The 24,228-nt window shown below is 31.3% G+C and carries 26 protein-coding genes; 15 read left to right on the forward strand and 11 right to left on the reverse strand.

Features of this window, described 5'->3' with window-relative positions; all coding sequences use genetic code 11:
* Positions 1 to 188 precede the first annotated feature (188 nt).
* From Q0807_RS13075 to Q0807_RS13105, 7 genes are all read left to right on the forward strand, one after another.
* Positions 189 to 1,193 carry a stage II sporulation protein M gene (locus Q0807_RS13075; protein WP_299110478.1) on the forward strand — a complete coding sequence of 335 codons (1,005 nt, stop codon included), beginning with the start codon at positions 189 to 191 and terminating at the stop codon, positions 1,191 to 1,193.
* On the forward strand, positions 1,190 to 2,110 hold the full coding sequence (locus Q0807_RS13080; protein ID WP_299110479.1) for a hypothetical protein: 921 nt from the start codon (positions 1,190 to 1,192) through the stop codon (positions 2,108 to 2,110). Before Q0807_RS13075 ends, Q0807_RS13080 begins: the two co-directional genes overlap by 4 nt.
* Positions 2,103 to 2,831, forward strand: coding sequence for a hypothetical protein (locus Q0807_RS13085; protein ID WP_299110480.1), 729 nt, complete (start codon positions 2,103 to 2,105; stop codon positions 2,829 to 2,831). Before Q0807_RS13080 ends, Q0807_RS13085 begins: the two co-directional genes overlap by 8 nt.
* Positions 2,824 to 4,023, forward strand: a complete 1,200-nt coding sequence (locus Q0807_RS13090; protein ID WP_299110481.1) for a DUF4350 domain-containing protein — start codon at positions 2,824 to 2,826, stop codon at positions 4,021 to 4,023. The genes Q0807_RS13085 and Q0807_RS13090 overlap by 8 nt, the downstream gene beginning before the upstream one ends.
* Positions 4,024 to 4,029: 6 nt before the next feature.
* On the forward strand, positions 4,030 to 5,121 hold the full coding sequence (locus Q0807_RS13095; RefSeq protein ID WP_299110487.1) for a MoxR family ATPase: 1,092 nt from the start codon (positions 4,030 to 4,032) through the stop codon (positions 5,119 to 5,121).
* Complete coding sequence (locus Q0807_RS13100; RefSeq protein ID WP_299110488.1) at positions 5,121 to 6,452, forward strand: DUF58 domain-containing protein; 1,332 nt, start codon at positions 5,121 to 5,123, stop codon at positions 6,450 to 6,452. Before Q0807_RS13095 ends, Q0807_RS13100 begins: the two co-directional genes overlap by 1 nt.
* A gap of 140 nt (positions 6,453 to 6,592) precedes the next feature.
* On the forward strand, positions 6,593 to 7,006 hold the full coding sequence (locus tag Q0807_RS13105; RefSeq protein WP_299110489.1) for a DUF2141 domain-containing protein: 414 nt from the start codon (positions 6,593 to 6,595) through the stop codon (positions 7,004 to 7,006).
* Positions 7,007 to 7,083: 77 nt separating this feature from the next.
* Here Q0807_RS13105 and Q0807_RS13110 read toward each other — a convergent pair whose 3' ends face one another.
* The 3 genes from Q0807_RS13110 to Q0807_RS13120 are packed head-to-tail and all read right to left on the reverse strand — an operon-like array spanning position 7,084 to position 10,887.
* Complete coding sequence (locus Q0807_RS13110; RefSeq protein ID WP_299110490.1) at positions 7,084 to 9,357, reverse strand: TonB-dependent receptor; 2,274 nt, start codon at positions 9,355 to 9,357, stop codon at positions 7,084 to 7,086.
* 29 nt (positions 9,358 to 9,386) lie between these two features.
* Positions 9,387 to 10,319: a FecR family protein gene (locus tag Q0807_RS13115; RefSeq protein WP_299110491.1), complete on the reverse strand. Its 933-nt coding sequence runs from the start codon at positions 10,317 to 10,319 to the stop codon at positions 9,387 to 9,389.
* 55 nt (positions 10,320 to 10,374) lie between these two features.
* Positions 10,375 to 10,887, reverse strand: coding sequence for a sigma-70 family RNA polymerase sigma factor (locus Q0807_RS13120; RefSeq protein ID WP_299110492.1), 513 nt, complete (start codon positions 10,885 to 10,887; stop codon positions 10,375 to 10,377).
* Positions 10,888 to 11,021: 134 nt separating this feature from the next.
* Between Q0807_RS13120 and Q0807_RS13125 the strand changes: the two genes are divergently transcribed.
* The gene (locus Q0807_RS13125) at positions 11,022 to 12,365 is read left to right on the forward strand and encodes a hypothetical protein (protein WP_299110493.1); all 1,344 of its coding nucleotides are present in this window, start codon (positions 11,022 to 11,024) and stop codon (positions 12,363 to 12,365) included.
* Between the two features lie 70 nt (positions 12,366 to 12,435).
* On the opposite strand, the gene Q0807_RS13130 is transcribed toward Q0807_RS13125, so the two are convergent.
* A complete protein-coding gene (locus tag Q0807_RS13130; protein ID WP_299110494.1) occupies positions 12,436 to 12,915 on the reverse strand; it encodes a Dps family protein in 480 nt (159 codons plus the stop codon).
* Between the two features lie 103 nt (positions 12,916 to 13,018).
* On the opposite strand from Q0807_RS13130, the gene Q0807_RS13135 reads away from it, so the two are divergent.
* A complete protein-coding gene (locus tag Q0807_RS13135) occupies positions 13,019 to 13,957 on the forward strand; it encodes a LysR substrate-binding domain-containing protein (protein ID WP_299110495.1) in 939 nt (312 codons plus the stop codon).
* A gap of 32 nt (positions 13,958 to 13,989) precedes the next feature.
* On the opposite strand, the gene Q0807_RS13140 is transcribed toward Q0807_RS13135, so the two are convergent.
* The 3 genes from Q0807_RS13140 to Q0807_RS13150 all read right to left on the reverse strand — a co-directional run bounded on the left by Q0807_RS13140 (position 13,990) and on the right by Q0807_RS13150 (position 15,808).
* A complete protein-coding gene (locus Q0807_RS13140) occupies positions 13,990 to 14,187 on the reverse strand; it encodes a hypothetical protein (protein WP_299110496.1) in 198 nt (65 codons plus the stop codon).
* A 221-nt stretch (positions 14,188 to 14,408) separates the two neighbouring features.
* Positions 14,409 to 15,236: a TIGR00266 family protein gene (locus tag Q0807_RS13145; protein ID WP_299110497.1), complete on the reverse strand. Its 828-nt coding sequence runs from the start codon at positions 15,234 to 15,236 to the stop codon at positions 14,409 to 14,411.
* A gap of 116 nt (positions 15,237 to 15,352) precedes the next feature.
* The gene (locus Q0807_RS13150; protein WP_299110498.1) at positions 15,353 to 15,808 is read right to left on the reverse strand and encodes a DUF4442 domain-containing protein; all 456 of its coding nucleotides are present in this window, start codon (positions 15,806 to 15,808) and stop codon (positions 15,353 to 15,355) included.
* Between the two features lie 145 nt (positions 15,809 to 15,953).
* Here Q0807_RS13150 and Q0807_RS13155 point away from each other — a divergent pair, with 145 nt between their 5' ends.
* The 5 genes from Q0807_RS13155 to Q0807_RS13175 all read left to right on the forward strand — a co-directional run bounded on the left by Q0807_RS13155 (position 15,954) and on the right by Q0807_RS13175 (position 20,591).
* A complete protein-coding gene (locus tag Q0807_RS13155) occupies positions 15,954 to 16,400 on the forward strand; it encodes a DUF4870 domain-containing protein (protein ID WP_299110499.1) in 447 nt (148 codons plus the stop codon).
* A gap of 83 nt (positions 16,401 to 16,483) precedes the next feature.
* The gene (locus Q0807_RS13160; RefSeq protein WP_299110500.1) at positions 16,484 to 16,825 is read left to right on the forward strand and encodes a PadR family transcriptional regulator; all 342 of its coding nucleotides are present in this window, start codon (positions 16,484 to 16,486) and stop codon (positions 16,823 to 16,825) included.
* The gene (locus Q0807_RS13165; protein WP_299110501.1) at positions 16,822 to 18,666 is read left to right on the forward strand and encodes a PspC domain-containing protein; all 1,845 of its coding nucleotides are present in this window, start codon (positions 16,822 to 16,824) and stop codon (positions 18,664 to 18,666) included. The genes Q0807_RS13160 and Q0807_RS13165 overlap by 4 nt, the downstream gene beginning before the upstream one ends.
* 101 nt (positions 18,667 to 18,767) lie before the next feature.
* On the forward strand, positions 18,768 to 19,496 hold the full coding sequence (locus Q0807_RS13170) for a head GIN domain-containing protein (RefSeq protein ID WP_299110502.1): 729 nt from the start codon (positions 18,768 to 18,770) through the stop codon (positions 19,494 to 19,496).
* 258 nt (positions 19,497 to 19,754) lie between these two features.
* Entirely contained in the window at positions 19,755 to 20,591 is an 837-nt protein-coding gene (locus Q0807_RS13175) for a DUF2807 domain-containing protein (protein ID WP_299110504.1), read from the forward strand.
* 72 nt (positions 20,592 to 20,663) lie between these two features.
* Here the strand turns inward: Q0807_RS13175 and trxB are convergent, their stop codons facing one another.
* On the reverse strand, positions 20,664 to 21,647 hold the full coding sequence (gene trxB / locus Q0807_RS13180; RefSeq protein ID WP_299110505.1) for a thioredoxin-disulfide reductase: 984 nt from the start codon (positions 21,645 to 21,647) through the stop codon (positions 20,664 to 20,666).
* Positions 21,648 to 21,808: 161 nt separating this feature from the next.
* Here trxB and Q0807_RS13185 point away from each other — a divergent pair, with 161 nt between their 5' ends.
* Entirely contained in the window at positions 21,809 to 22,288 is a 480-nt protein-coding gene (locus tag Q0807_RS13185) for a hypothetical protein (RefSeq protein ID WP_299110506.1), read from the forward strand.
* A gap of 115 nt (positions 22,289 to 22,403) precedes the next feature.
* Here the strand turns inward: Q0807_RS13185 and Q0807_RS13190 are convergent, their stop codons facing one another.
* The 3 genes from Q0807_RS13190 to Q0807_RS13200 all read right to left on the reverse strand — a co-directional run bounded on the left by Q0807_RS13190 (position 22,404) and on the right by Q0807_RS13200 (position 24,225).
* Positions 22,404 to 23,015: an SIMPL domain-containing protein gene (locus Q0807_RS13190; protein ID WP_299110507.1), complete on the reverse strand. Its 612-nt coding sequence runs from the start codon at positions 23,013 to 23,015 to the stop codon at positions 22,404 to 22,406.
* Positions 23,016 to 23,042: 27 nt separating this feature from the next.
* On the reverse strand, positions 23,043 to 23,468 hold the full coding sequence (locus Q0807_RS13195; protein ID WP_173300393.1) for a hypothetical protein: 426 nt from the start codon (positions 23,466 to 23,468) through the stop codon (positions 23,043 to 23,045).
* Positions 23,469 to 23,577: 109 nt separating this feature from the next.
* Positions 23,578 to 24,225 (reverse strand): response regulator transcription factor, encoded by a 648-nt coding sequence (locus Q0807_RS13200; RefSeq protein ID WP_299110510.1) that lies wholly within the window; start codon positions 24,223 to 24,225, stop codon positions 23,578 to 23,580.
* Positions 24,226 to 24,228: the final 3 nt, after the last annotated feature.

The following is a 24,228-nucleotide window of genomic DNA, read 5'->3' on the forward strand; positions in this document are numbered from 1 at the left end:
ATATTCGTTTTAAAGAACTTTTTTAATCTTTTTCTGTTTGCTAAAAAATGCTGTTTTAAGCCCTATTTCACCTTTTTTTCGTTCCGTAGCTCTGCTATGCAACTTAAAAAACTTTCAATAGAACTGAAAACTTCTAATTTCCGCTTAAACTCAAAAAGTTTAAATGAATTCATAATTAAAATTGATTTATGCGCGAAGCGTCTTTCGTGAAGCAAAATAAGGAAAAATGGATTGGTTTTGAAAACGCTTTAGACAATAATGCGAAAATAAATCCAGATGACCTAGCTTCTTACTATATACAGCTTACCAATGACCTATCTTATGCTCAAACATATTATCCTGGGAGTAAGACTTTGTTATATCTAAATTCATTGGCTTCGCAGGCGCATCAAAAGATTTATATTACCAAAAAAGAATCTAAAAACAAGATTGTTTCGTTTTGGCGAGATGAGTTTCCGCTCTTCTTTTATCAGTACCATAAAACTTTACTTTATACCTTTTTAATATTTATGGCTGCAGTAACCATTGGTGCAGTTTCTACATTAAATGATGATTCGTTTATTCGTTTAATATTAGGTGATGCTTATGTAAACATGACTTTAGAAAATATTGAAAATGGCGAACCTATGGCTGTTTATAAAAGTGGCAGTAGTATTGGTACGTTTTTAGGTATCACTATTAATAATATTAGAGTTGCCATTATGGCTTTTGCTTGTGGTGCGATTTTTAGCGTTGGTACTATTTACGTGCTTTTTAGCAATGGCATTATGCTTGGTGCTTTTATAACGTTTTTCTATAATCAAGGGATTTTAGAAAAAACCTCAACGGTTTGGTTGCATGGAACTATTGAAATATCAGTAATTGTAATTGCTGGTTGTGCTGGTTTGGTAATGGGCAATAGCTTTTTGTTTCCTAAAACGTACTCGAGACGCGTTGCTTTTATGAAAGGTGCCAAAGATGGTTTAAAGATTGTAGTGAGCACCATTCCGCTTTTTATTGTCGCTGGTTTTATTGAAGGGTTTATAACGCGCTATGGCGAACAAATGCATTGGACTTTAGCTTATGGCATTATTTTTTTATCATTATTTATTATTGTTTACTATTATATAATTTATCCTATTAAATTGAACAAAGCGCATCGCGTTCAAGCTATTAATGTACCATCAGAATTACCCAAATCCCTATTAACGTGAACGAAAAGTATATTGAATTAAGAACGAGAAGTACCTTTGGTGATATTATTAACACCTACTTTCTTTTCCTGAAACATAATTTTAAAGATTACACTAATCTTTATCTAAGATATAATGCTATCAGTATTATACTTACTCTAATTTGCTCTTACCTTTTGGTAACAGGTTTTATGGGTTTGGCTAGTCAAGATTTTAGATTTGGTATGGGTTCTAATATTGCATCCGAAAGTTATTTTATCGCAGGTGCAATTATATTTTGCTTAATTCTCTTTGTAACGTCGTTAATCAACTTTAGTTTTTCTAGTGCTTACGTCGCTGATTATGTTGAAAATGAAGGCGAAATAGAATCTAAACGCATTTGGAATAGTATTATAAATAGTCTCGGAACTATTTTTGTGTTTATTTTAATTGGTGGACTTATTGTAGTCGCTTATTTTATAATCTCAATGGTTTTAGCATTTATTCCATTGTTAGGTATGTTAGCTCAATATGGTTTAAACTTTACACTTTCTGCTGTTTTTGGCTTAACCTTTATGTCAATTTTTTCTACCGGAAAAGGTGTTGGTGATGCACTTTCCGAAGGCTTTAGTTTTACAATGTCTAATTTTTGGCGCATTGTATTATACGGATTAGTAATTGGTATTCTAAACACCATGATAACTATGCTTATTATTTCTATACCAAGTGTAATTATCGGGATTTATGCCTATTTTTCAATAGAAAGTAGCATTGATTTAACAACAAGTGGATTTGCAACATTTATATTCACCTTGGGTTTTGCTGCATTTATTCTTTCATTTATATATACACAAGCCTTATCTCAAATATCATATGGTATTTTATATTATAACCTTAATGAAGTAAAATACAATCTATTCCTTCAAAAGAAAATTGATGAAATTGGTGTAAATGAATAAATTTCACCCAAAACATATAAATACATTTCTAATGTCGGTTTTTGGCACTACTTTGCTGTGGGCTCAAGATGCCATTGTAAAAAAAGATTCTAGTAATTTAGATGTTACTTATTTTAAAGATGGTTTTAAAGACAATTATTCGGGTAGCGATTTTAATTATTCTATAAACGACACAGGAGGAATAAATCTCATACAACGCGTTCTTAGAAAATTCTTTAATTGGTTAGGTGATATTTTTGGATTTGATATTGATTGGATTGACTATCAAACGCTTGAATATATTGTTTACGGATTACTAGGTGTTATTGTATTATACCTTTTAATAAAATTCTTATTAGAAAACCCAGTAAGTTCTGTATTTAAAACAGAAACGGCAGCAATTGAAGGTTTTAGTTATGTTGAAGAAAATATTGAACAAATTGATTTTGAAAATTTAATTTCAAAAGCCTTAAAAGAACAAAATTACAGATTAGCAACACGCTACCTCTATCTTAAATCTTTAAAATCTTTAGCCAATAAACAAGTCATTGAATGGCATTACGAAAAAACAAATTCAGACTATTTAAATGAAATAAAGGATCGTCAACTCAAAACCTTATTTAAACGTGTATCTTATATATACGATTATGTTTGGTATGGCGAATTCCCAATAGACGAAGAAAGCTTTAATAAGAATAAAGTCGATTTTAATCAACTTATAAAAACAAATCAACATGGATAAGCGTTCTAAAATTGCGCTATATATCATTGGTGCTGTCATTGTTTTTATGATGATTGCAGAAATTGCCAAACCGAAGGCTTTAAACTGGCGGAATTCTTATTCTGCAGCAGATAAAATTCCTTTAGGCTGTTTTGTGCTATTCAATGAACTAGAAACTTTTTCTGAAGGTGACGTTTTGGTATCAAAACAATCTGTTTACGAATATCTAAAAGACCAAGAATTTTCAGAACCTATGTCTTTGATGCTTATTAATAATCAAGTAAGCTTTGATAATGAGGAATCTAACTCACTCATGAAATTTGTAGAAGATGGTAATACTGTTTTTATAAGTAGTAACTATTTCTATGGTAATGTTTTAGATACTTTAAATGTTAGTGTTCAAAAACAGTATACCAATATTTACAGAAAAGAGGCGGACAATAAATTTACAAGTCCAAGTTTACAAGCTAATAATAGAATTTATAAAGATGTTATTGAAAACAGTTTCTTTGAATCTATAGACACGCTAAGAACAACGGTTTTAGGAACTTTAACCACAAAAAACGAGGATGAGATTGACGAAACATATCCCAATTTAATTAAAGTAGATGTTGGTGATAACAACGGTCAATTTATTCTGCACACCAATCCGTTTGCCTTTACCAATTACCATCTTTTAGATGATAAAGAAGATTATGCTGCAACCGTTTTGTCATACCTACCAAAGCAACAAATTATTTGGGATAACAATTACAAAAGCGGTCGAAAAGTAATTACTAGTCCGTTGCGTTATATTTTAGATAACACAGCTTTAAAATGGGCATTTTATATTAGTATGTTTGGCTTAATTCTTTTTGTAATCTTTAGAGGTAAGCGTACACAACGTATTATTCCTGTTATTAAAAAGTTAGATAATGCGACAGTAGATTTCACCAGAACTATTGGCGAATTGTATTACCAATATGGTGATTTTAGCAATATAATAAACAAGAAAATTCAATACTTTTTAGAGTTTATTAGAACAAGTTATTACCTAGAAACCAATCAATTTAATTCAGGTTTTATTGATAAACTTGCAGCAAAATCTAGCAATACAAAAGAAGACACAAAGACTTTAGTGGATTACATTGTCTTTTTAAAATCGAAAACAAATCATACTGAGCAAGAGCTCATAGAATTGAATAAAAAAATAGAACATTTTAAACGAACATAAGTTATTATGGAAGATCAAAATATACCATCATCAGAACATTTAGATGATACAAACCCTAATGAAGAAAATACGGTAAATGAATCTACCTCATCAAACGAAATTATAGAAGAAATAACACAACCAACTTCAGAAGGCTATAAAAGTCGAATTGATTTGGAGCCTTTACAAAAAAGCGTAGAAGACATTAAAAATGAAATTTCTAAATTCATTGTTGGTCAGAATGAAATGATTGAGCTTCTAATTATTTCTATTTTAACTAATGGACATTCTCTTATAGAAGGTGTTCCTGGTGTTGCAAAAACGGTTACTGCCAAAATGTTAGCTAAAACTATGGCTGTTGATTTTAGTAGGATTCAGTTTACGCCAGATTTAATGCCAAGTGATATTTTAGGAACTTCAATTTTTAATGTTAAAAACAGTGAATTCGAATATAAAAAAGGGCCTATCTTCTCTAACATTGTGCTTATTGATGAGATTAACAGAGCACCTGCAAAAACGCAAGCGGCTTTATTTGAAGTGATGGCAGAACGTCAAATTACCATGGATGGCACGCGCTACGAAATGGAATTACCATTTTTAGTATTCGCTACACAAAACCCTATTGAGCAAGAAGGAACGTATCGTTTACCAGAGGCACAATTAGACCGTTTTCTTTTCAAAATAAATGTAGACTACCCTTCTTTAGAAGATGAAGTTCAGATTTTAGTAGATAATCATTCTCGTCAAGACAAAATGGATTTCAACGATATTAAAGCTGTATTGTCTGCAGAAGAAATTAAGAAATACCAAGACCTCATTAAACAAATTGTTGTTGAAGACAACCTCTTAAACTACATTGCTTCTATTATTCATAATACCAGAACAAACGCCAATTTATATTTAGGTGCTTCACCAAGAGCTTCAATCGCCATTTTAAATGCTGCCAAAGCCAATGCAGCTATAAACGGTAGAGATTTTGTAACGCCAGATGATATAAAACGTTGTACAAAAGCCATTTTACAACACAGATTAGTATTAACACCAGAACGCGAAATGGAAGCCTTTACAGTAGATAAAGTTGTAGACCAAATTCTTGAAACTATAGAGATTCCTAGATAGTGAAGCGTTTCTTTAAACATACCTATTTAACCTTTCGGTTTTTTGTTGTTGCCATGATTTTGGTAGCACTGTTTATACTTGCCTACATTTATCCTGGTTTGTTAAGCATTGTTACTATTCTGTTTTTTATTGCCATTGGCTTAGTTATTATTGATTTCATTCTGTTATTTAAACAAAAAGGGATTAGTGCTTCGCGAATTTTACCCGAAAAATTGAGTAATGGTGATGACAATCCTATTGAAATTACTCTTCAAAACGACTATAATTTTACTGCCGATTTACAATTAATCGATGAGATGCCTTTTCAATATCAGAAGCGTGATTTTGAAATTAACACGCAACTCAGTAAACACAATAAAAAGAAAATCACTTACACCTTAAGACCTTTGGAGCGTGGTGAGTATTACTTTGGTAGTTTAAACATCTATGTTAACTCACCAATAGCGCTTGTTACCAGACGTTATGAGTTTGCTAAAGATGCGATGGTGCCTAATTACCCTTCGTTTTTACAATTACGAAAATATATGCTCTTGGCATTTTCTAATAAACTATTTGAATATGGTTTAAAGAAAATACGACGCATTGGTAATACCATGGAATTTGAGCAGATTAAAGATTATGTAAATGGTGATGACATAAGAAACATTAATTGGAAAGCGACAGCCAAGCGAAGCCAACTCATGGTTAATCAGTTTCAAGATGAGCGTTCGCAACCTATCTATTCTGTTATTAATAAAGGTAGAGCTATGAAAATGCCTTTTGATGGTTTAAGTCTTTTAGATTATGCTATAAATGCGACTCTGGTGATTAGTAATGTAGCTCTAAAAAAACAAGATAAAGCCGGAATGTTTACGTTTTCTCGAAAGGTTGAAAATAAAGTGGTTGCCGAAAGACGACCATCTCAAATGAATAAAATCTTAGAAACATTATACAATGTAAACACTGATTTTTCGGAATCTGATTTCTCAAGATTATATATCGATGTAAAACGAAGCCTTACACAACGTGGTCTACTTCTACTATATACCAATTTTGAAACTTTAGATGCGTTACATCGTCAGTTACCTTATTTAAAAGCCATTGCTAAGAATCATCTTTTGGTGGTTATCTTTTTTGAAAATACAGAATTACAGAAACTTACCAAAGTAGAAGCCGATAATACATTTGATATTTTTCAGAAGACAATAGCTGAAAAGTTTATGTACGAAAAGAAAATGATTGTAAACGAGCTTCAAAAGCATGGTATTCAATCTATTTTAACTACGCCAGAAAACTTAACTATTAATACTATTAACAAGTATTTAGAGATTAAGGCTAGAGGATTATTGTAGCTTATTATTGATTTTTCACAACTCATCCTATTTAAATTACAATTCGGTAATTGTAATTTTAAAAACAGACCTCTTTGTTAGATATTTGAATCATCAACAAAAAAGAACAGTATTCACACTAACCATTAAAATTTAAAACTATGAAAAACTTATTCTTAACATTCGCACTTGTATTAACGTCTTTATTAGGTTTCTCTCAAGACACTGCAACGATTACAGTAACAATAGACAACGTAACAAGTGACAAAGGTTTAGTTATGATGTCTCTACACAATAAAGACACCTTTATGAAAGCTAAAGCAATAATGAATGGAAAATCTGAAATAAAGGATGGAAAAATAACTATCACTTTTGAAAACGTAGAAGCTGGTGAATATGCAATTATTGCATTTCATGATGAAAATGAAAACAGCAAAATGGATTTTAGAGAAAACGGAATGCCTTTAGAATCTTACGGAATGTCTAACAACTCAATGTCTTTTGGTCCTCCAAACTACGATGATGCTAAATTTACTGTGGCAGATGACAATGTAGAATTAAATATTCGTTTCTAAAGAATAGACACATCAATCAAATACCAAAATCAAAAAAAAGCCATTAAGATATTAATGGCTTTTTAATATATAATTAATTACCAGTAAACTCTAAACATTAAATTAGGTGTAATCCCTAAAGAATACTTTTCGATTAACTCAATAGGATCATCCAAACTATTATTTCCTCTATACTCTCGGCTAATTAAATTTTTTCTATTGTAGATATTCCTAATTGATAAACCAACTTTCCCTTTCAATCTGTTCTGCTTAGAGAATTTAAAATTATAAGTTGATGAGAAATCTAGACGATGATAATTTGGCAATTCACCAGTATTAATACCATCATTAAATACTAACTCATCGTTATTCTGCTCAGATACAGTATAAGGCTTACCTGTTTGCCATTTCCAACCTAATGCCAATTGAAACTTATTAAGTTTATAACTAATCGCTGATGACAATGCATGTGTAACATTAGATTTAGACTTAAAATCTCTATCGTCATTTAAGTTATTAAAATTGCTTTTAGACCTATTAAAAGAATAACTCAACCATGAATTAAAACTATTAAATCGTTTCTTTACAAACGCATCTACACCAAAAATACGCTGTTTACCAATGTTATAATTGTTACTCTCAGGATTTAAAAACCCTAAGGATAATGCTGTAATATTTTTTAGCTTTTTATAGTACGCATCTACATCTATACTTAAACCTCTTTTGCTATAAATAAATCCTGCAGAAACCTGTTGGCTATTTATAATTGGGAATGAATTACCGTTTGCTAATCTCCAAACTCTGTTTTCTAAAGATAAATCACTAATTATGGTTTCATCAATTTCACTAATAATTTGGTTCTTTATTTCTGCTGTACTTTGAAACTTTATATTCTTAGCAATAGATTTAAAAAATTGCAATCTTGGTTCAATTCTTAAGGCATTTAACTCTTCATAATAACTCCCTCTTAATCCTATTGACACATCAAAAAGCTTTGGGTTTTTATAATTATAATTACCAAATAAACTATGAGTTTGTATGATGTTATCTTCAGTATCCAACACAAACACTAGATTGGTAGTATTTAGAAATGCATAAGCCACATCTTTTAAAGTGTATTGATAACCAACTGAAAAATCACTACGCTCTGAAATATTAATATTAACTTCGGAAGAAATACCTGAATCAAAGATGATATTTCGCTTTTCGAAATCTGAAATTTGCTCGTTATTTTCGCTCGTAATAAAATTATAATTTAACTTATAATCTGAAAAAAAAGCAGTTGTGTTCTGCGATATTTTATCGCTCCAATTCATATTCCAACCCAAGCCATAACCGATATTACTGGTTATTAATCTATCATTATAAGAAGCGTTTTTTTCTGAATCACTAACACTATAGTCCAATTGATTTTCTATTGAAATTACACTGGCATATAAACTGTGATTCTTATTAGGCTTATAATTCAACTTGAGATTATAATCTAAAAACGAGAAGTCGTTGTTGCCATTTTCAGAATCATTAATTTTAGTACTCTCAAATACTTTATTTGCCATCTGATTAAAAGTGAATGTTTCAAAAACATCTATATAACTTCGTCTAAACGATGCTTGAAGATTCAGCTTTTCTTTAATAATTGGAATATCTAAAAGTGCATCTCCTGAAATGCCATTAAATCCTAACTCTACTTTGGTTTGTTTTGGAATATCTGTTCGAGACGCTATATCAATAACACTAGACAATCGTTCTCCGTAACGTGCATGAGCACCTTTATTTATAAACTTAATTTGGGAGGTTACATTTGGATTCAAAGGCGAAATCATACCAAAAAGATGTCCTTTATGATAGATATTAATACCATCCCAAATTAACCTGTTTTGATCAGATGCTCCTCCACGAACAAAAAAGCTTGTAGCCGTTTCATTAGGACTTAATACACCAGGCAATAATTGAATACTTTCTAAAACGTCTGGTTCTGTAATGCCGGGTAAAACACCTAACCTTAAAGGCTGAATATTAAAAGAGCCATCGCTGTTTTTTTCTATTCCACGCGTTAAATAACTTCTAACAATTACTTTATCTAAAGCGTTAAAACTATCTGTATTTCCCGAGGATTTATTGAGAATAATATAACGATTGTTTAAGACTTTATAATCTAGACTAGTAAACTTCGTAATTTCGTCTAAGACTTCTAATAAGGTTCGTTTCTCACGTTTTAGAGTTATTAATTTCTCAGTTATATCTTCATCTTTATAGGAGAATAACACATCATACTTATCTTCTATTTTAGAAAATGCATTAAAAATATCTTCATCATTAAATTCAATGTAAAAAGCCTCTTCCTGAGAAAAGGCTTGTAATGGGAGTAACATTAAGACAAAGATATAGATTAACCTCATCTTTAATACCCAAGTTTAATGTTACGTTCTTCTTTTTCAGAATATTTTATATTCATAGTTTCAAAAACGGTTTTTAAAGCCACATCAATATTATTGTGCGGAAAACTACCTGTGAATATTATTGAGTCGTCAATGGATTCTGAATTAAACGAAAGATTATATTGATCTTCCAGTGCTGAAATCACATATTTAATAGGCACACTTTTAAAGGTACTTTCTCCAGACACCCAAGTTGGTTTAATTAGTTGTGTTTTGGATAATTCTGTTGGATCACCATTAATCTTTCTTAAGCTATTAGTTGGCAACAATACATGCTCTGAAGTAGTAGTATTAACGCTTACTTTACCTTCATAACAAACCACATCAAAAAAGTCGTTAGTAGAATTAACATTAAACTGTGTACCTAAAACTGTAACAAATCCATTAGCTGTTTTAACTGTGAAGGTATTTCCTTTTTCAACTTTAAAGTACGCTTCACCATCTAAGGTTAATACTCTATTATTTTCCCAATCATCTTTATCGTAAGTAATTTTAGACTTAGAGTTAAGAATAACTTCAGAACCATCTAAAAGTGCAATTGTTTTGTTTTCACCAAAACCTGTTTCTATAATTACATTATCATTGCCAAATAATGAAAATAATCCAAATAGCAACACTATTGAAGCTGCAACACCAACAATCCAATTTCTATACAATGGACGTACTTTTGGTTGCTTTTCTTGTTGTTTTTGAGTAATACGTTTCTGAATTTCAACAAAACTCTGATCAATTGGTGCTTCTAATTTTTCAGACACTTCAATTCCTTTTTTAAGCTTTTTGTAAACTTTAAAGTCGGCTTCACTCACTAAGTTTTTCAACTCAATATCGGAAAGCTGACCATCTAGCCACTGCGCTAAAAACACATCCTTATCTATATTTGAATTCTGATTTTTCATTTTCTATATTCTTAAGACAACCTATTAAATAAAAACCCTACTTTCTTTTTTAAAACTAAACATTTCCAATTTCCTTGCGCATTACAACGAGAGCCTGATGCATTCGTTTTTCTACGGCTTTAACTGAGATATCTAGCATTAGTGCTATTTCTTTATATTTTTTCTTTTCAATTCTGTTTAATAAAAAAACTTCGCGTTGTTTCTCTGGCAATGCTGCCATAGTTTTTTTGAGTTTTTCCATAAACTCTTTTTCTAGCATTATAAATTCTGGTGATTCATTAGTATCATGCTTATTGTGTTGCTCATTATATTTATGTATTACTTTTTCGTGTTTTTTTTCATTTAAAAACATATTATTTGCAATACTATAGAGGTAACTTTTTACCTTATCGTAATCTACTTTTCCACAATTATCCCAAAGCTTTACAAATGCATCTTGCAATATATCTTCAGCTTTATCAACATCTTGTGTTTTAAAAAACAAAAAACGTCTTATGGCTTTTGCGTAGGTATGATATATAAACTCGAAAGTTTTAGAGTGACAAATATTACGGTTATTTTTAGACATTGAAGTATTTTGATTACACCTTCAAAACTATGAAAAAAATAATTTGAGCAAAAAGTAGGGTTTTTAAAATGTGCGTTGTCTTACTATAGATTAACCTCGATAATTTAATTTTAACCTTTTTAATTTCAACAAAAATGAAAACATTAAAACTAACCCTATTTAGTCTTATGATGGCACTAATGGTGCTAACATCTTGTACTAACAATGAATCTGTAATCGAGGAACCGCAAAACACAGAAGAAAGCGAATCTATTACTAATGCGCTCTTGCAACTAAGAACACAATTTGATGATAGCGGAAATGTTACACAAACGGACAATCCTGCTGGAAATATTGTATTAGATTTTTGTTTCGATTTTATTTACCCTTTAAACTTATCTTACAACAACGGAACTACGGTCTCAGTAACAAGCTTAGATGGATTAATAAATATTATGTTAAGTTCTACTGATAATCTATACATTAATGGGATTGCATTTCCTTTCAACGCTGAAACATATAATGATAGTACTAACGCTATAGAAGTTGTAACAATTAGTAACGAGAATGAGTTTATTGCATTGTTAGAAAGTTGTGACTTTAATGTTGAAGAACCTTGCGAGTGTTTTGAAGTTTACCAGCCTGTTTGCGTCGTAATCTCTGATCCTAATGGAGATATATTTACAGTTACTTATTCTAATGCTTGCTACGCTGCTTGTGATGGATTTACAGAGGATGATTTTGCTGAGAACTGCGAAGAAGATTATAATTCTAATGGTAATGATTGTTTTTCTTTAAATTTCCCAATAACAATTATCACTGACGAAAACGCCACTATTACAATAAATTCTCAGGAAGAATTAGATGCTGCAACCTATAATTCGTATTATTTCGATTTTGTATATCCAATAGACATTACATTAAATAATGGTAATGTAACTACAATCAATACTAGAGAGGAAATTGAAGCTATTTTATACGATTGTTATGATATTAATACCCCAAACGAATGTGAAGAATGTGCCAATGAACCTCAAGATATAGTATGTGTTAATATTGAACAACCAGATGGTTCTATATACACTTACCCATACGATAATGCTTGCTATGCATTATGTGCTGGTTATACAGAGGCTGATTTTGTGTTTTGTAACTCTGGAAATGATCTTTGTTTACCAAGCGCAACCTCTTCTGCCTTAGTTAGCAATACTGGCTGGACAATAAGCAATATAGATGGCTCACAAGAATTAGATATTTATGAAATTACATTTAATTCTGATGGCACTCTACAATGGACGTCTAATGGAGCTTCTTTTTCTGGTACATGGTCTGTAGAAGATAACCCAACTGAAGGTAATATAATTACATTGAGCTTCTCAGGTCCAAATTTACAACAGGCTACTGGTCAATGGAGAATTGTAGACTGTAATCTTCCTTGTTCAATATCCTTGTTTTCAAATAACGGAAACGAAATGGAACTGAGCAGACCATGCGATTAAACTAAAAAAAGTCACAAAAAAATCCCTTCAAAATTAAATTTGAAGGGATTTTTATTTTTGGTCTTACTAACTAGACAGTCTCACCCATCCAAGCTTTCATCATCCACATCGTTTTTTCTTGTTCAGTAATAAAATCGCTCATCATTGAATTTGTTCCTTCGTCATTTGCTTCACTAGCTGTTTCTAAAATACCACGTTCTATTTTTAATAATTCTGAAATAGATTCTACTATTAAAGCAACCGCTTTTTCATCTTTAGAAATATTTTTACCAACCGGAACTTTAGCTGCCTTTGTATAATCTTCAAACGTATGCAACGGTGTTGCTCCTAACGTTAATATTCGCTCCGCAATTTCATCAACTTTTAAATTTGCATCTGTATACAATTCTTCAAATTTAACATGAAGATTGAAAAATGCATGTCCTTTAATATTCCAATGAATACCTCTTAAATTTTGATAATACAATTGAAAATTTGCTAATAACTGATTTAATTCGTTAGCTAATACTTTTGTTTTTTCGGTATCTAAACCTATGCTATTTAATGCCATGATATATATATTTTTGTTTACTCAAATTTACGAATCAAATAAGCAAAAATTAGCATAGTTTTTATGAATACTTTATATACTTTTATAGTCTAAATTAATAGTCATGACGATTACACAACTTAAATATGCTTTAGCTATAGCAGAACATAAAAATTTCACCAAAGCTGCAGAAAAATGCTTTGTTACCCAACCTACTTTAAGTACTCAAATTCAGAAATTAGAAGATGAATTAGACATCATAATTTTTGACAGAGGTAAAAAACCAATAGAGTTAACCGAAGTTGGAAGAAAAATAGTCTATCAAGCCAGAAACATTGTTAATGAAGCAGATAGAATACAAGATATTGTAGATCAACAAAAAGGTTTTATTGGAGGCGAATTTAGATTAGGGATTATACCAACTGTTATGCCAACCTTATTACCAATGTTTTTGAAGAATTTCATTAAAAAATTCCCGAAAGTTAAACTTAAGATTGAAGAATTAACTACCGAAGAAATTTTAGCTCGCCTAAGTGATGGACATTTAGATGCTGCCATTGCCGCCACACCTTTAGAAAGCGACAATATTAAGGAACGTGTTTTGTACTACGAACCTTTTGTAGCTTACATCCCAGAAAATCATAGATTAAAAGATAAGAAAACTATTGAAGTTTCGGATTTAAATATTGATGACATGTTGCTCTTAGAAGATGGACATTGTTTTAGAGATGGCGTTATAAATCTATGTAAAACCTTTAAGGATCAAATAGACGAAAACTTTCAATTAGAAAGCGGAAGCATTGAAACCTTAATAAAACTATCTAATGAAGGAATGGGAATGACGCTCCTTCCCTATTTGCATACCTTAGATGTAAAAGAAAACCTAAGTGGAAATTTAAGACACTTTAAAGAACCTTCACCAGCAAGAGAAGTGAGTATTATTTATCACAAAAGTGAATTAAAGATGCAAATAATTGATGCTATGCACGATGTTATCTCAGGAATAATACGTGGTGCAATTGCTTTTCAGAATGTAGAAATTATTAGTCCAAAAGCCAAGTAAATAAAAAAAGCGACTCGTAAGTCGCTTTTTTTTTATGCTTTTAAATATATCATGCATTGATTTAATTCTGGGTTCTGATTGATTAGGGACTGAATATAAATTCTAAGTTCTTCAAGTTCGTGAGGCAATAAACGTCGTACCGCTTTTTCCACTTCCTTACAAAATAATGTCGCATCAAAACTAACTTTGTTGAGTACAGTTTTAGTGTACTCGTACATTGCTCTCGCCATAGGTATTTTTAAGTTTTTAGGTTAAACAAAAGTAGATTTTCTATATAGGCTGTTGTTTTAATTCTTCTTAAAGGTAGTAAAAAAATTGAACACTTATTTATATGATAAAAAGTTTAACAGCTTATTATGTTAAAAATTCTACCTCCTAATAAATTATCGAAAAACCGAAACAAACAACCACTACAGTATTAACTTATTTACTTACAGATGATTAAAATATTTTAAAATCGATTATCACCATCTAATAAATCGCCAATACCTCCCAGTATACTGCCTTCTCCTTTAGATTTCCCTCCAGTTCTTGGTGCAGAAGCTAAAACGCGACCAGCTAATCTACTAAATGGCAATGATTGTATATATACTTTTCCTGGACCTTGAAGTCTAGCAAAAAACAAGCCTTCTCCTCCAAAAATGGAATTTTTAATACCTCCTATAAATTCTATATCGTAATCTACACTTTGTGTAAAACCAATAATACAACCTGTATCTACACGTAAAGTTTCTCCTGCTGCTAATGTTTTCACTGCTGTAGTTCCGCCAGCATGTACAAAAGCCATTCCGTCACCTTCTAACTTTTGCATTATAAAGCCTTCTCCTCCAAAAAGTCCTCTTCCTAATTTTTTTGAAAATTCGATACCAATGCTAACCCCTTTTGCTGCACATAAAAATGCATCTTTCTGGCAAATAAACTTTCCGCCAAATTCAGTTAAGTCAATAGGAATAATTTTTCCTGGATAAGGTGAAGCAAACGACACGTTTCGTTTTCCTGTTAAGTCATTATAAAAAGCCGTCATAAATAAACTCTCTCCTGTAAGGATTCGTTTTCCAGCTCCAAGAATTTTACCTAAAAAACCAGTATCTTTTTGTGAGCCATCTCCAAAAATGGTATCCATTTTAATACCATCGTCCATCATCATAAAACTACCAGATTCTGCAACAACACCTTCTTGAGGGTCTAATTCTATTTCTACATATTGCATTTCTTCTCCATAGATACGATAATCTATTTCGTGCGCTTCTCTGTTACTGTGATTAGGTAATTGTTCCATAATATTATTATTTATGTTTTAAGATTGATTCTTTTATAGGTTGCAATTTTTAAAACTTTGTTACACTAAATATTAAATTCAATTAAAAGAAAGGCTTCATAATAACAATAAACAGACTACGCTTTAACTTTTAATGTCCACTCAAAATTAAAAGACGACACTTCCACACCTTCTGCGTTAACTCCATTAGCATTTAACCAAACTGTTTGTCCTTCTCCTGTTTCAATAGTTTGTTTTATGGCCTCATCTATTTTATCACCTTCTTTACAAGTAAATGTTATTCTACCAGTTGCCTTTTTTGTAAACGAAGCATTATTGGATGCCACTAACATCGATATTTTTTTTCCACTTTCTTTAATCTTTTTCATCACTAAAGCACCTGTTGTTAGTTCGGCTGCCATACCTTGTACTGCCCAAAACATAGATTTAAAAGGATTTTGATTTACCCAACGATGTTTTACAGAGACCACACAAGTGGTGTCGTCTAGATGTTTAGTCCTTACACCTGTAAAATAGGCTGCAGGTAGCTTAAACATTAAGAAAGAGTTGAGTTTTGATGGTGAAATATTCATATTATAATTTAAAATTTCCACTAAAATAATTCAAAAAAATCAACTTCACTAATGTTAATAAAATGTTAATTCTTAGTACTATGCGTAACATAATACCTTTTTAAAGACATATATTTGTATAAGCAACTATTATATACTTTATATTATGTTAGATAATCATCATAAAAATTTAGCGACATTTATTCATTTGTCAACGTTTTCGAGATTTGTAATTCCTTTTGGTAATTTTATTGGTCCTATCGTATTATGGGCAGCCAATAAAGAGAAGTCAGACTTTATTGATCAGCACGGAAAACAAGCTATTAATTTTCAGATAAGTGTTTTACTATATGCTATAATAATCGGAACCATAAGCGTACCATTTTTCATATTCAAAGTATTTAGAAATATGGATGTTATAGACTTTAATGGTTTTAATAGCTTCCATATTAATCTTAACCAGCCTTCTCCTCTACTTTATATTGGTGGTGGTTTGGGTGCCTTAGCAGTCATTGCTTTTATAATTGAATTAGCCCTTATTGTTAAAGCAAGTTTATCTGCTAGAGATGGCCACGCTTATAAATACCCTTTTACAATTAATTTTTTAAAATAATATAAAGCGAATTCATCACTCGCTATTTAAATACAAATCAATCAAAAAATGAACAGTTTAATAGAATTAAAGACTCATACAATATGAAAATAGAAAACACAAAAGCACAAATGCGTAAAGGTGTTCTGGAGTATTGCATATTATCCGTTTTAAAGGATGAAGATGCATACGTAGCAGAAATTCTGGGCACATTAAAAGACGCAAAAATGCTTGTTGTAGAAGGAACTATATATCCACTATTAACAAGATTAAAAAATGCAGGTTTGCTCAACTACCGTTGGGAAGAATCGACCTCAGGACCACCAAGAAAATATTATGGACTAACAGAAACAGGAAAATTATTTCTAAAGGAATTAAATACCACTTGGAGTGAATTACAAAATGCCGTTAACCTAGTAACCAATACAAAAACACCAAAAAAATGAATAAAACAGTCAATATAAATTTAGCAGGTATATTCTTTCATATAGATGAAGATGCTTACCTAAAATTATCGCGCTATCTTGAGGCTATAAGACGTTCATTTACAGACTCTCAAGGTCAATCAGAAATCATAGCAGACATCGAAGCTCGCATTGCCGAATTGTTTTCTGAACGTATACAAAACGAAAAACAAGTTGTTGGTGTTAAACTCGTTGACGAGGTTATCACAATAATGGGACAACCAGAAGATTATCTCGTGGATGATGAAATCTTTGAAGATGAACCTAAACAACATTATAAGCAAAAATCTAATACATCTAGACGTTTGTTTAGAGATACAGACAATTCATATATTGGAGGTGTTGCAGCTGGTTTAGGACATTATTTTGGAATTGATGCTTTATGGATTAGACTTATTTGGGTAATTCTTTTCTTTAGTGCTGGTACAGGTGTTTTGCTTTATATTTTACTTTGGGCTTTAATACCTGAAGCTAAAACTACAGCCGAAAAATTAACTATGTCTGGTGACCCTGTAAACATCAGCAACATTGAAAAAAAAATTAAAGACGGCATTGATACGGTTTCCGAAACTGTAAAAAATGTTGATTTAAAAAAACATGGAGACAAGTTAAAAGAGGGTTTTGATCATGTATCTGATAATATATCGGAAACCGTAAAAAGTGTTGATTTTCAGAAACAGGGCAGTAGACTAAAATCGAGTTCTCAATCCTTTTTTGAAACCATTGGAAGCATCATCATGTTCTTCTTAAAAGTGGTAGCTAAATTTATAGGTATTCTTTTAATTATTATTGGTATAAGCACCATTATTGCTTTAATTGTTGCCTTTTTTACTGTTGGTGTTACTAATGCTTTTCATTTTCCTGGCATGGATTTCATTAATGCTTCTAATGCCGCAAACATACCAATTTGGCTAATGTCGCTATTGTTGTTTTTTGCAATCGGAATTCCATTTTTCTTTGTTTTTTACTTGGGTTTAAAAATCTTAGTAAACAACTTAAAATCTATAGGTAATGTTGCAAAGTTTGCTTTATTAGGACTTTGGATTGTTTCAATCATTGGGCTTATTATAACAGGAGTAAGACAAGCTACAGAGCAAGCTTATGATGCTAATTTTACTAAAGTTGAAGAAACATTAAACATTGCTTCAGGAGACACCCTAAAAATTAAAATGGTGAGTGATGATAAATACAACAAGCATCTATACAGTGATCATCATGGTTATAAAATCAGTCCAACTGACAATGCCAATAGTATTATTTCTACAAGAGATATAAGATTTATGGTAAAATCAACCACAGATTCTTTAGCCAGTATAAAAATAAACGGATTCGCTAGAGGTAGCAGTTATGATTTGGCCAGAGAACGCGCTCAAGAAATTGATTATAACTATTCACTGGTTAATAACGAGCTAAAATTAGATTCGTATTTAATTACAGATGCTGTTAATAAATTTAGTGATCAACATATTGAGATTGTTATTTACTTACCAAAAGGCACTGTCTTTTTTGCAAATGATAACACACGTAATTTTCATAAAAATTATAGATCATCAAATGATATTTTAGACAATGGTATGGAAAATCAATACTTAAAGGTCTTAGATGATGATGTTGAATGTTTAGATTGTGATATTGAATTAAATACTAAAGCTAAAACTGTTGAGAATTCAATAGAAGAATCAGATACACAAGAATCTAAAACGCAAACATCAACTAAAGAAGCATCAGAATATGAAAGCTCTAAAACACAAGAATCAAAAACAAACAAATCAGAAGTTGATTATGAAATTAATGAAGAAGACGGTGTAAATATTGACGATTGAGACCCTTAATTATACAACTCATCACTTTATAAGTGATAATAAGGATCAATCAACCTAAATTTATAAAACAAATAATTCATCAATCAAAAAACAGAACAATCATGACCACATTAGCAAGAATTATCGTTACAAGTATTATTAGTTTATTGTTACTATCATGCAACTTTTCAATGAATATTGGACAAGGTGTAGATGGCAATGGCAATGTTATTAATGTAGAACGCACAATCTCAAGTGACTTTAAAGACATTAAAGTTAGCCAAGGATTGGACCTTTACATTACACAAACTAATGATGTCTCTCTTACCGTTGAAGCAGATGAAAATCTTATGGACCTTATAATGACTGAAGTCGTAGATGGAACATTAAAAATCTACACAACTGAAAACATAAGACGAGCTTCATCACGAAAAATAATGTTAAATATTGAAACTATTGCTTCAATAAAAGCAACAAGTGGCAGTGACGTGTATTCTGAAAATACGATTGAAGTAGATAATTTAGAACTAAAAACTACTAGTGGTGCAGACATTAAGTTAGATGTAAAGACAGAATCGTTAGATTGTAGCTCTACAAGTGGTAGTGACATAAAACTCAGCGGAACCACAAATATATTTAAAGCCGTTGCAACTAGCGGAAGCGATATAAATGCTTCAGAATTACAAGCACAGAATTCAGATGTTAAAGCTACGAGTGGCGCAGATATTTCTGTAAACACTTCTAAATTATTAACTGCAAAGGCAACAAGTGGTGGAGATATTAGATATTCTGGAAATCCGGAAAAAATTGATAAATCAGACACATCAGCTGGCAGTGTAAGACAACAATAGACGCTATATTTCTATCAGTGAAATTTAGTAATTTTAAAACCACAACAACCTAACAACCAATCAATTGAAGACCATCTCAAATTCTAATTAGAGTTTGGGATGGTTTTTGCTTATCATAGTTTAATAGCTTTTAATTGAGCAATATTAAATAGAAATCATTAATATTGACAATCGGAATACATTTACGAAGTCTACACCCCTATAAAGTGACTAACTTGATGCGTTTTGTGTCTCTTAAAAGACAGTAAACTTTTAAATATGAAAAAATTATTACTCATTCTACTTTTTACAGTTGTTGCAACTCCAATAATTTCTGCACAATCTGAAGAAAAAATTAAAGGAAACAGAAACGTTACTATAAAACAAACTTACATAGATGATTTTCACTCTATTGTTGTTGATGGTGATTTTTCAATAGAAGTAGTTTACAATAGTAAACCCTCAGTTAATGTTGAAGCAGATGATAATCTCCACGACGTTATTGATTTTAACGTTGTAGATGGTGTGCTTACTTTTGTAGAAAAAACTAGAATTTCTTCTAAGAAAAAATTAAACATCACTGTAAACTATGGGGATTTATTAACACACATAGAAACTAGAGGTGATGGCGAAATAAGATCATTAACGTCTATGGAGCTTAATGATGTTACACTAGTAACAGCGGATAACTCTAGAGCTTATTTAAATATTATTGCTAAGACATTTGATTATAAAAGTTCTGGAAAATCTAAAACAAGATTAAACTTAACTTCAGATTCTACTAAAATAGAATTAAGTGATAACAGTAAATTAGACGCTTTAATTACGAGTAAAGTTTCAGATTTCGATTTATACCAACGCTCTGATGCTGCTATTGAAGGTAATTCTAATTCTTCAATAATCCGATTAGATAATTCAACGAATTTTAATGGTGATAAATATGATGTAAAAACTGTAGATGCAAAATTAGAAGACTCAAGTGATTTAACTATTTCTGCAACAGAAAGCATTACCATTGCAGCTTCAGGTAATAGTGAGATTTACTTATTTGGTAATCCTGCAATAACTATTACAAAATTTGAAGACACTGCCAAATTGCAGAAAAAGAAACAATAATTTATTTAAAATACAGCATAAAAAAAAAGCCGAAGTGATTAAACTTCGGCTTTTTTTATTTGTCTATTCACTCTAATTATAAGTAGACGTTGCTACCTCAAAATCAGAATCCTTAGCTGCTAAATAACGTTCTGCATCTAAAGCTGCCATACAACCAGTACCCGCTGCAGTAATTGCTTGTCTATAAACATGGTCTGCCGCATCTCCACTTACAAATACACCTTCTACATTGGTTTTACTTGTTCCTGGCTTAGCGTTGATTATATAACCCGTTTCATCTAAATCTAAAATACCTTTAAAAATATCGGTGTTTGGCTTATGACCAATGGCAACAAAGAAACCTGTTGCTTCTATATCATGCTTTTCATTAGTTTTATTATTAAAAACCCTAACACCTGTTACTACTTGTCCATCACCTAAAACCTCATCAGTTTCAGTATTAAATAAGATTTCAATATTCTCTGTATTCTTAACTCGTTGAGACATAATTTTAGATGCTCTAAATTCATCACGTCTTACCAACATTGTAACTTTTTTACATAGCTTAGATAAATAATGAGCTTCTTCACAAGCTGAATCACCTGCTCCAACTATAACAACTTCTTGATTTCTATAAAAGAAACCATCACAAACTGCACAAGCAGAAACACCTCCACCTAATTTTAAATATTTTTGCTCAGAAGGTAAACCTAAGTATTTGGCTGAAGCACCTGTTGATATAATAATGGTATCTGCATGAATTTCTTTTTCTCCATTTATCCAAGCTTTATGAACATCCCCAGAAAAATCAACTTTACTCACCCAACCATGACGTACATCAGTACCAAAACGTTCAGCCTGTTTTTGTAATTGCATCATCATTTCTGGTCCTGTAATTCCTTCAGGATAACCTGGGAAATTCTCAACATCATTCGTCGTTGTCAATTGACCACCTGGTTGTTCTCCTTGGTATAAAACAGGAGCCATATTAGCTCTAGACGCATAAATTGCGGCAGTATAACCTGCAGGTCCAGAACCTATAATTAAACATTTTACTCTTTCAATTGTATCAGACATAATCTTATATTTTATAGCTAAAACAAAAGTAGGTTTTTTGGATAAAACCTTACAGAGAAGTTATCAACACTATCTATAGTTATATAATTATTTTAAATACAGCAGTTTTCAATTTATAATTTTGTAATTTATAAGGGTTTAACTGTTAAATCTAAATAATTATGAAATCAAATTTTTTAATATTAGGCATGGTATTCTTGCTTGTAATGGCTTGTAAAGACGAACCAAAAAGCGAAATTGAATCTACAGATGTGAAAACAGAAATAGAGACAAACAGAAACAAGTTAAAAGGTACTTGGGAACTCGTAGGATTTTATAATTACAAAGACAATGTCGTTGTAGACTCCTTTTCAAATAACACAATTTCTAGACAGGTTAAAATGTACACTGACAGTAAAGTAATGTGGTGTAAACTATTAAAAACAGATTCTATTGAATTCTTTGGTTATGGGTCTTATAATTATGATGATGGTAAATTAACTGAAGTATTAGATTTTGGTTCTGCGTTTATGAATGAAGTTATAAAAGAAAATCAAAAATTTAATTTCGCACTAGAATTATCAGAGAACCGTTTTGAGCAAATTGAACTCGATGAAGATGGTAATAAAATCTATTCTGAAAATTATGAACGTGTTGAATAAACCTTAATCTCATTAAAAATGTAAAGTCTGCGAACACCTTTGGGAATGATGAACGCAGACTTTAACCCTAACTAATAAATCACTTTCCTATAAGTGATACCATAAAAACTAAGTATTAGTCTTTTAATAAATAAACAACGGTTAATCTTAGATAAGATGGTCCCGAACTTGGTGTTCTCCAATAAGAATCACCATCTAAGTCATAGCTATTAATTGAATAGATTCTATCTATTTTTTCTCCTGAAGCCTCTGCTAAAATATTAGCATTTTTTTGAGCCTCAGCAATAGCTCTTGCTACCAATTCCTTAGTTTGTTTTTCTGAAATTATATCTTTAACCTGAACATAAGAAGGCATTACTTGTGCCATACTGATGCTGGTTACTTTTAGAATTTCAGCTTTATCTTTAGTTTCAAAATGAAGCAAAGTTCCTCCTTTTCTATATCCAGTGGCTGCATAAGCCAAGTCATCTTGAATAAATTTTGAAGTATCAACACCAAGTTTTTGAGCTGCTTCAAAATATTTAGTTTTCAATTCATCAATTGATGTGCATGGATTTTCTGCATAGTAACTGTTCTCTAAGGATAAGGTTATATCTGTTTTATAAAGTAATTCTTTTGACTCTATGGCTACAGAACCATTAGTTGAGATAGTACGTTCCGTCGTTGGGCTCTGAGCGATTCCAATTGTTGAAATACACAATAGTAAGGCTACAATAAACTGTTTCATCTTGATTTTTGTTTTAAAGGTTCTCCATTACACTACTGAAAACATGAAAGATGCTGCTATCATCCAACCTCCTACTATAAGACCTAATATGCCTAATTTTCCAAGTTTTGGTGCTAATTTCTCTCTTAGCTTTGCCGCTTTTTCTTTTGCTGCTTCGTTTTTACTTAAAAGCAATTTGTTAATCATGCCAAATCCTAGCATAAAACCAAGTGTAGCTTCTACAAAACTACCTGCCAATAATGTAATCCACCAAATTGGCGCAACTGATAACCAACCCATATTAAGGAAGGCTGAAATAATTCCCCAAACCCCAAAAAAGCAAAAGACAATACCTATCCAACCTTGGTAAGGTGCTACTTTGTCTAACAACTCTTGTGCATTAGGTTTTTTAGATAAAATAAGTGATGGCACTGCGATAATGCTCAAAAGGATTAATGAAATTCCGTAAATCATAAGTTCTAATTTTTTAGTGATTAATATGATACAAATTTCAGTAAATAAGCAAGTACACAACAGACGGTAAGTAGTAAAAATGATTACCCTGTTTTCAGGGATAAGGTAATTACTCTAGCATTCCTTTCTCCACGGCATAACGTGTAAGACCAGCTAAATTGCGGACCCCAAGCTTTGAGATAAGGTTTTTACGATAACTCTCAATAGTATGTTTGCTTAAAAATAATTGGTCGGCAATTTCTTGTGTTGTAAATTCTTGTGCTATTAGTTTTAAAACTTCTGTTTCTCGCTTGCTTAAAGATATTTCAGGTTCTGATTTCGCAGAAAACATAGCTTCCATTAAAATTTGCTTAATACGAGGTGAGAAATAGTTTTGTCCTTCTAAAATAGACTTAATAGCTTTTAATAATTCAGCCTTCTCTGCATTTTTAGAAATGTAACCATTAGCATTGGCTTCGGTAAGTATTTTTATCTTTTTAGCATCTTCGAGCATGCTAACAACAAGTGTTTTTATTTTTGGAAACTCGGCTTTAATAGCTGCATTGAGTTCTACGCCATCCATTTCTGGCATATTAATATCGGTAATGACTAAGTCTATTTTTTCGTCCGTATTAATTCTAAGATATTTTAATACTTGCGTTCCCGTTTTTGCTGTAAGAATAATGTTAATTGATTTTTCTTCAGCTAAAATACTCGTTAATCCATCTAAAAACATAGAATGGTCGTCTGCAATAATTATGGAGAATGGTGTGTTCATATT

Origin of the sequence: uncultured Winogradskyella sp., from assembly GCF_947495255.1 — a bacterium.
GTDB lineage: Bacteria > Bacteroidota > Bacteroidia > Flavobacteriales > Flavobacteriaceae > Winogradskyella.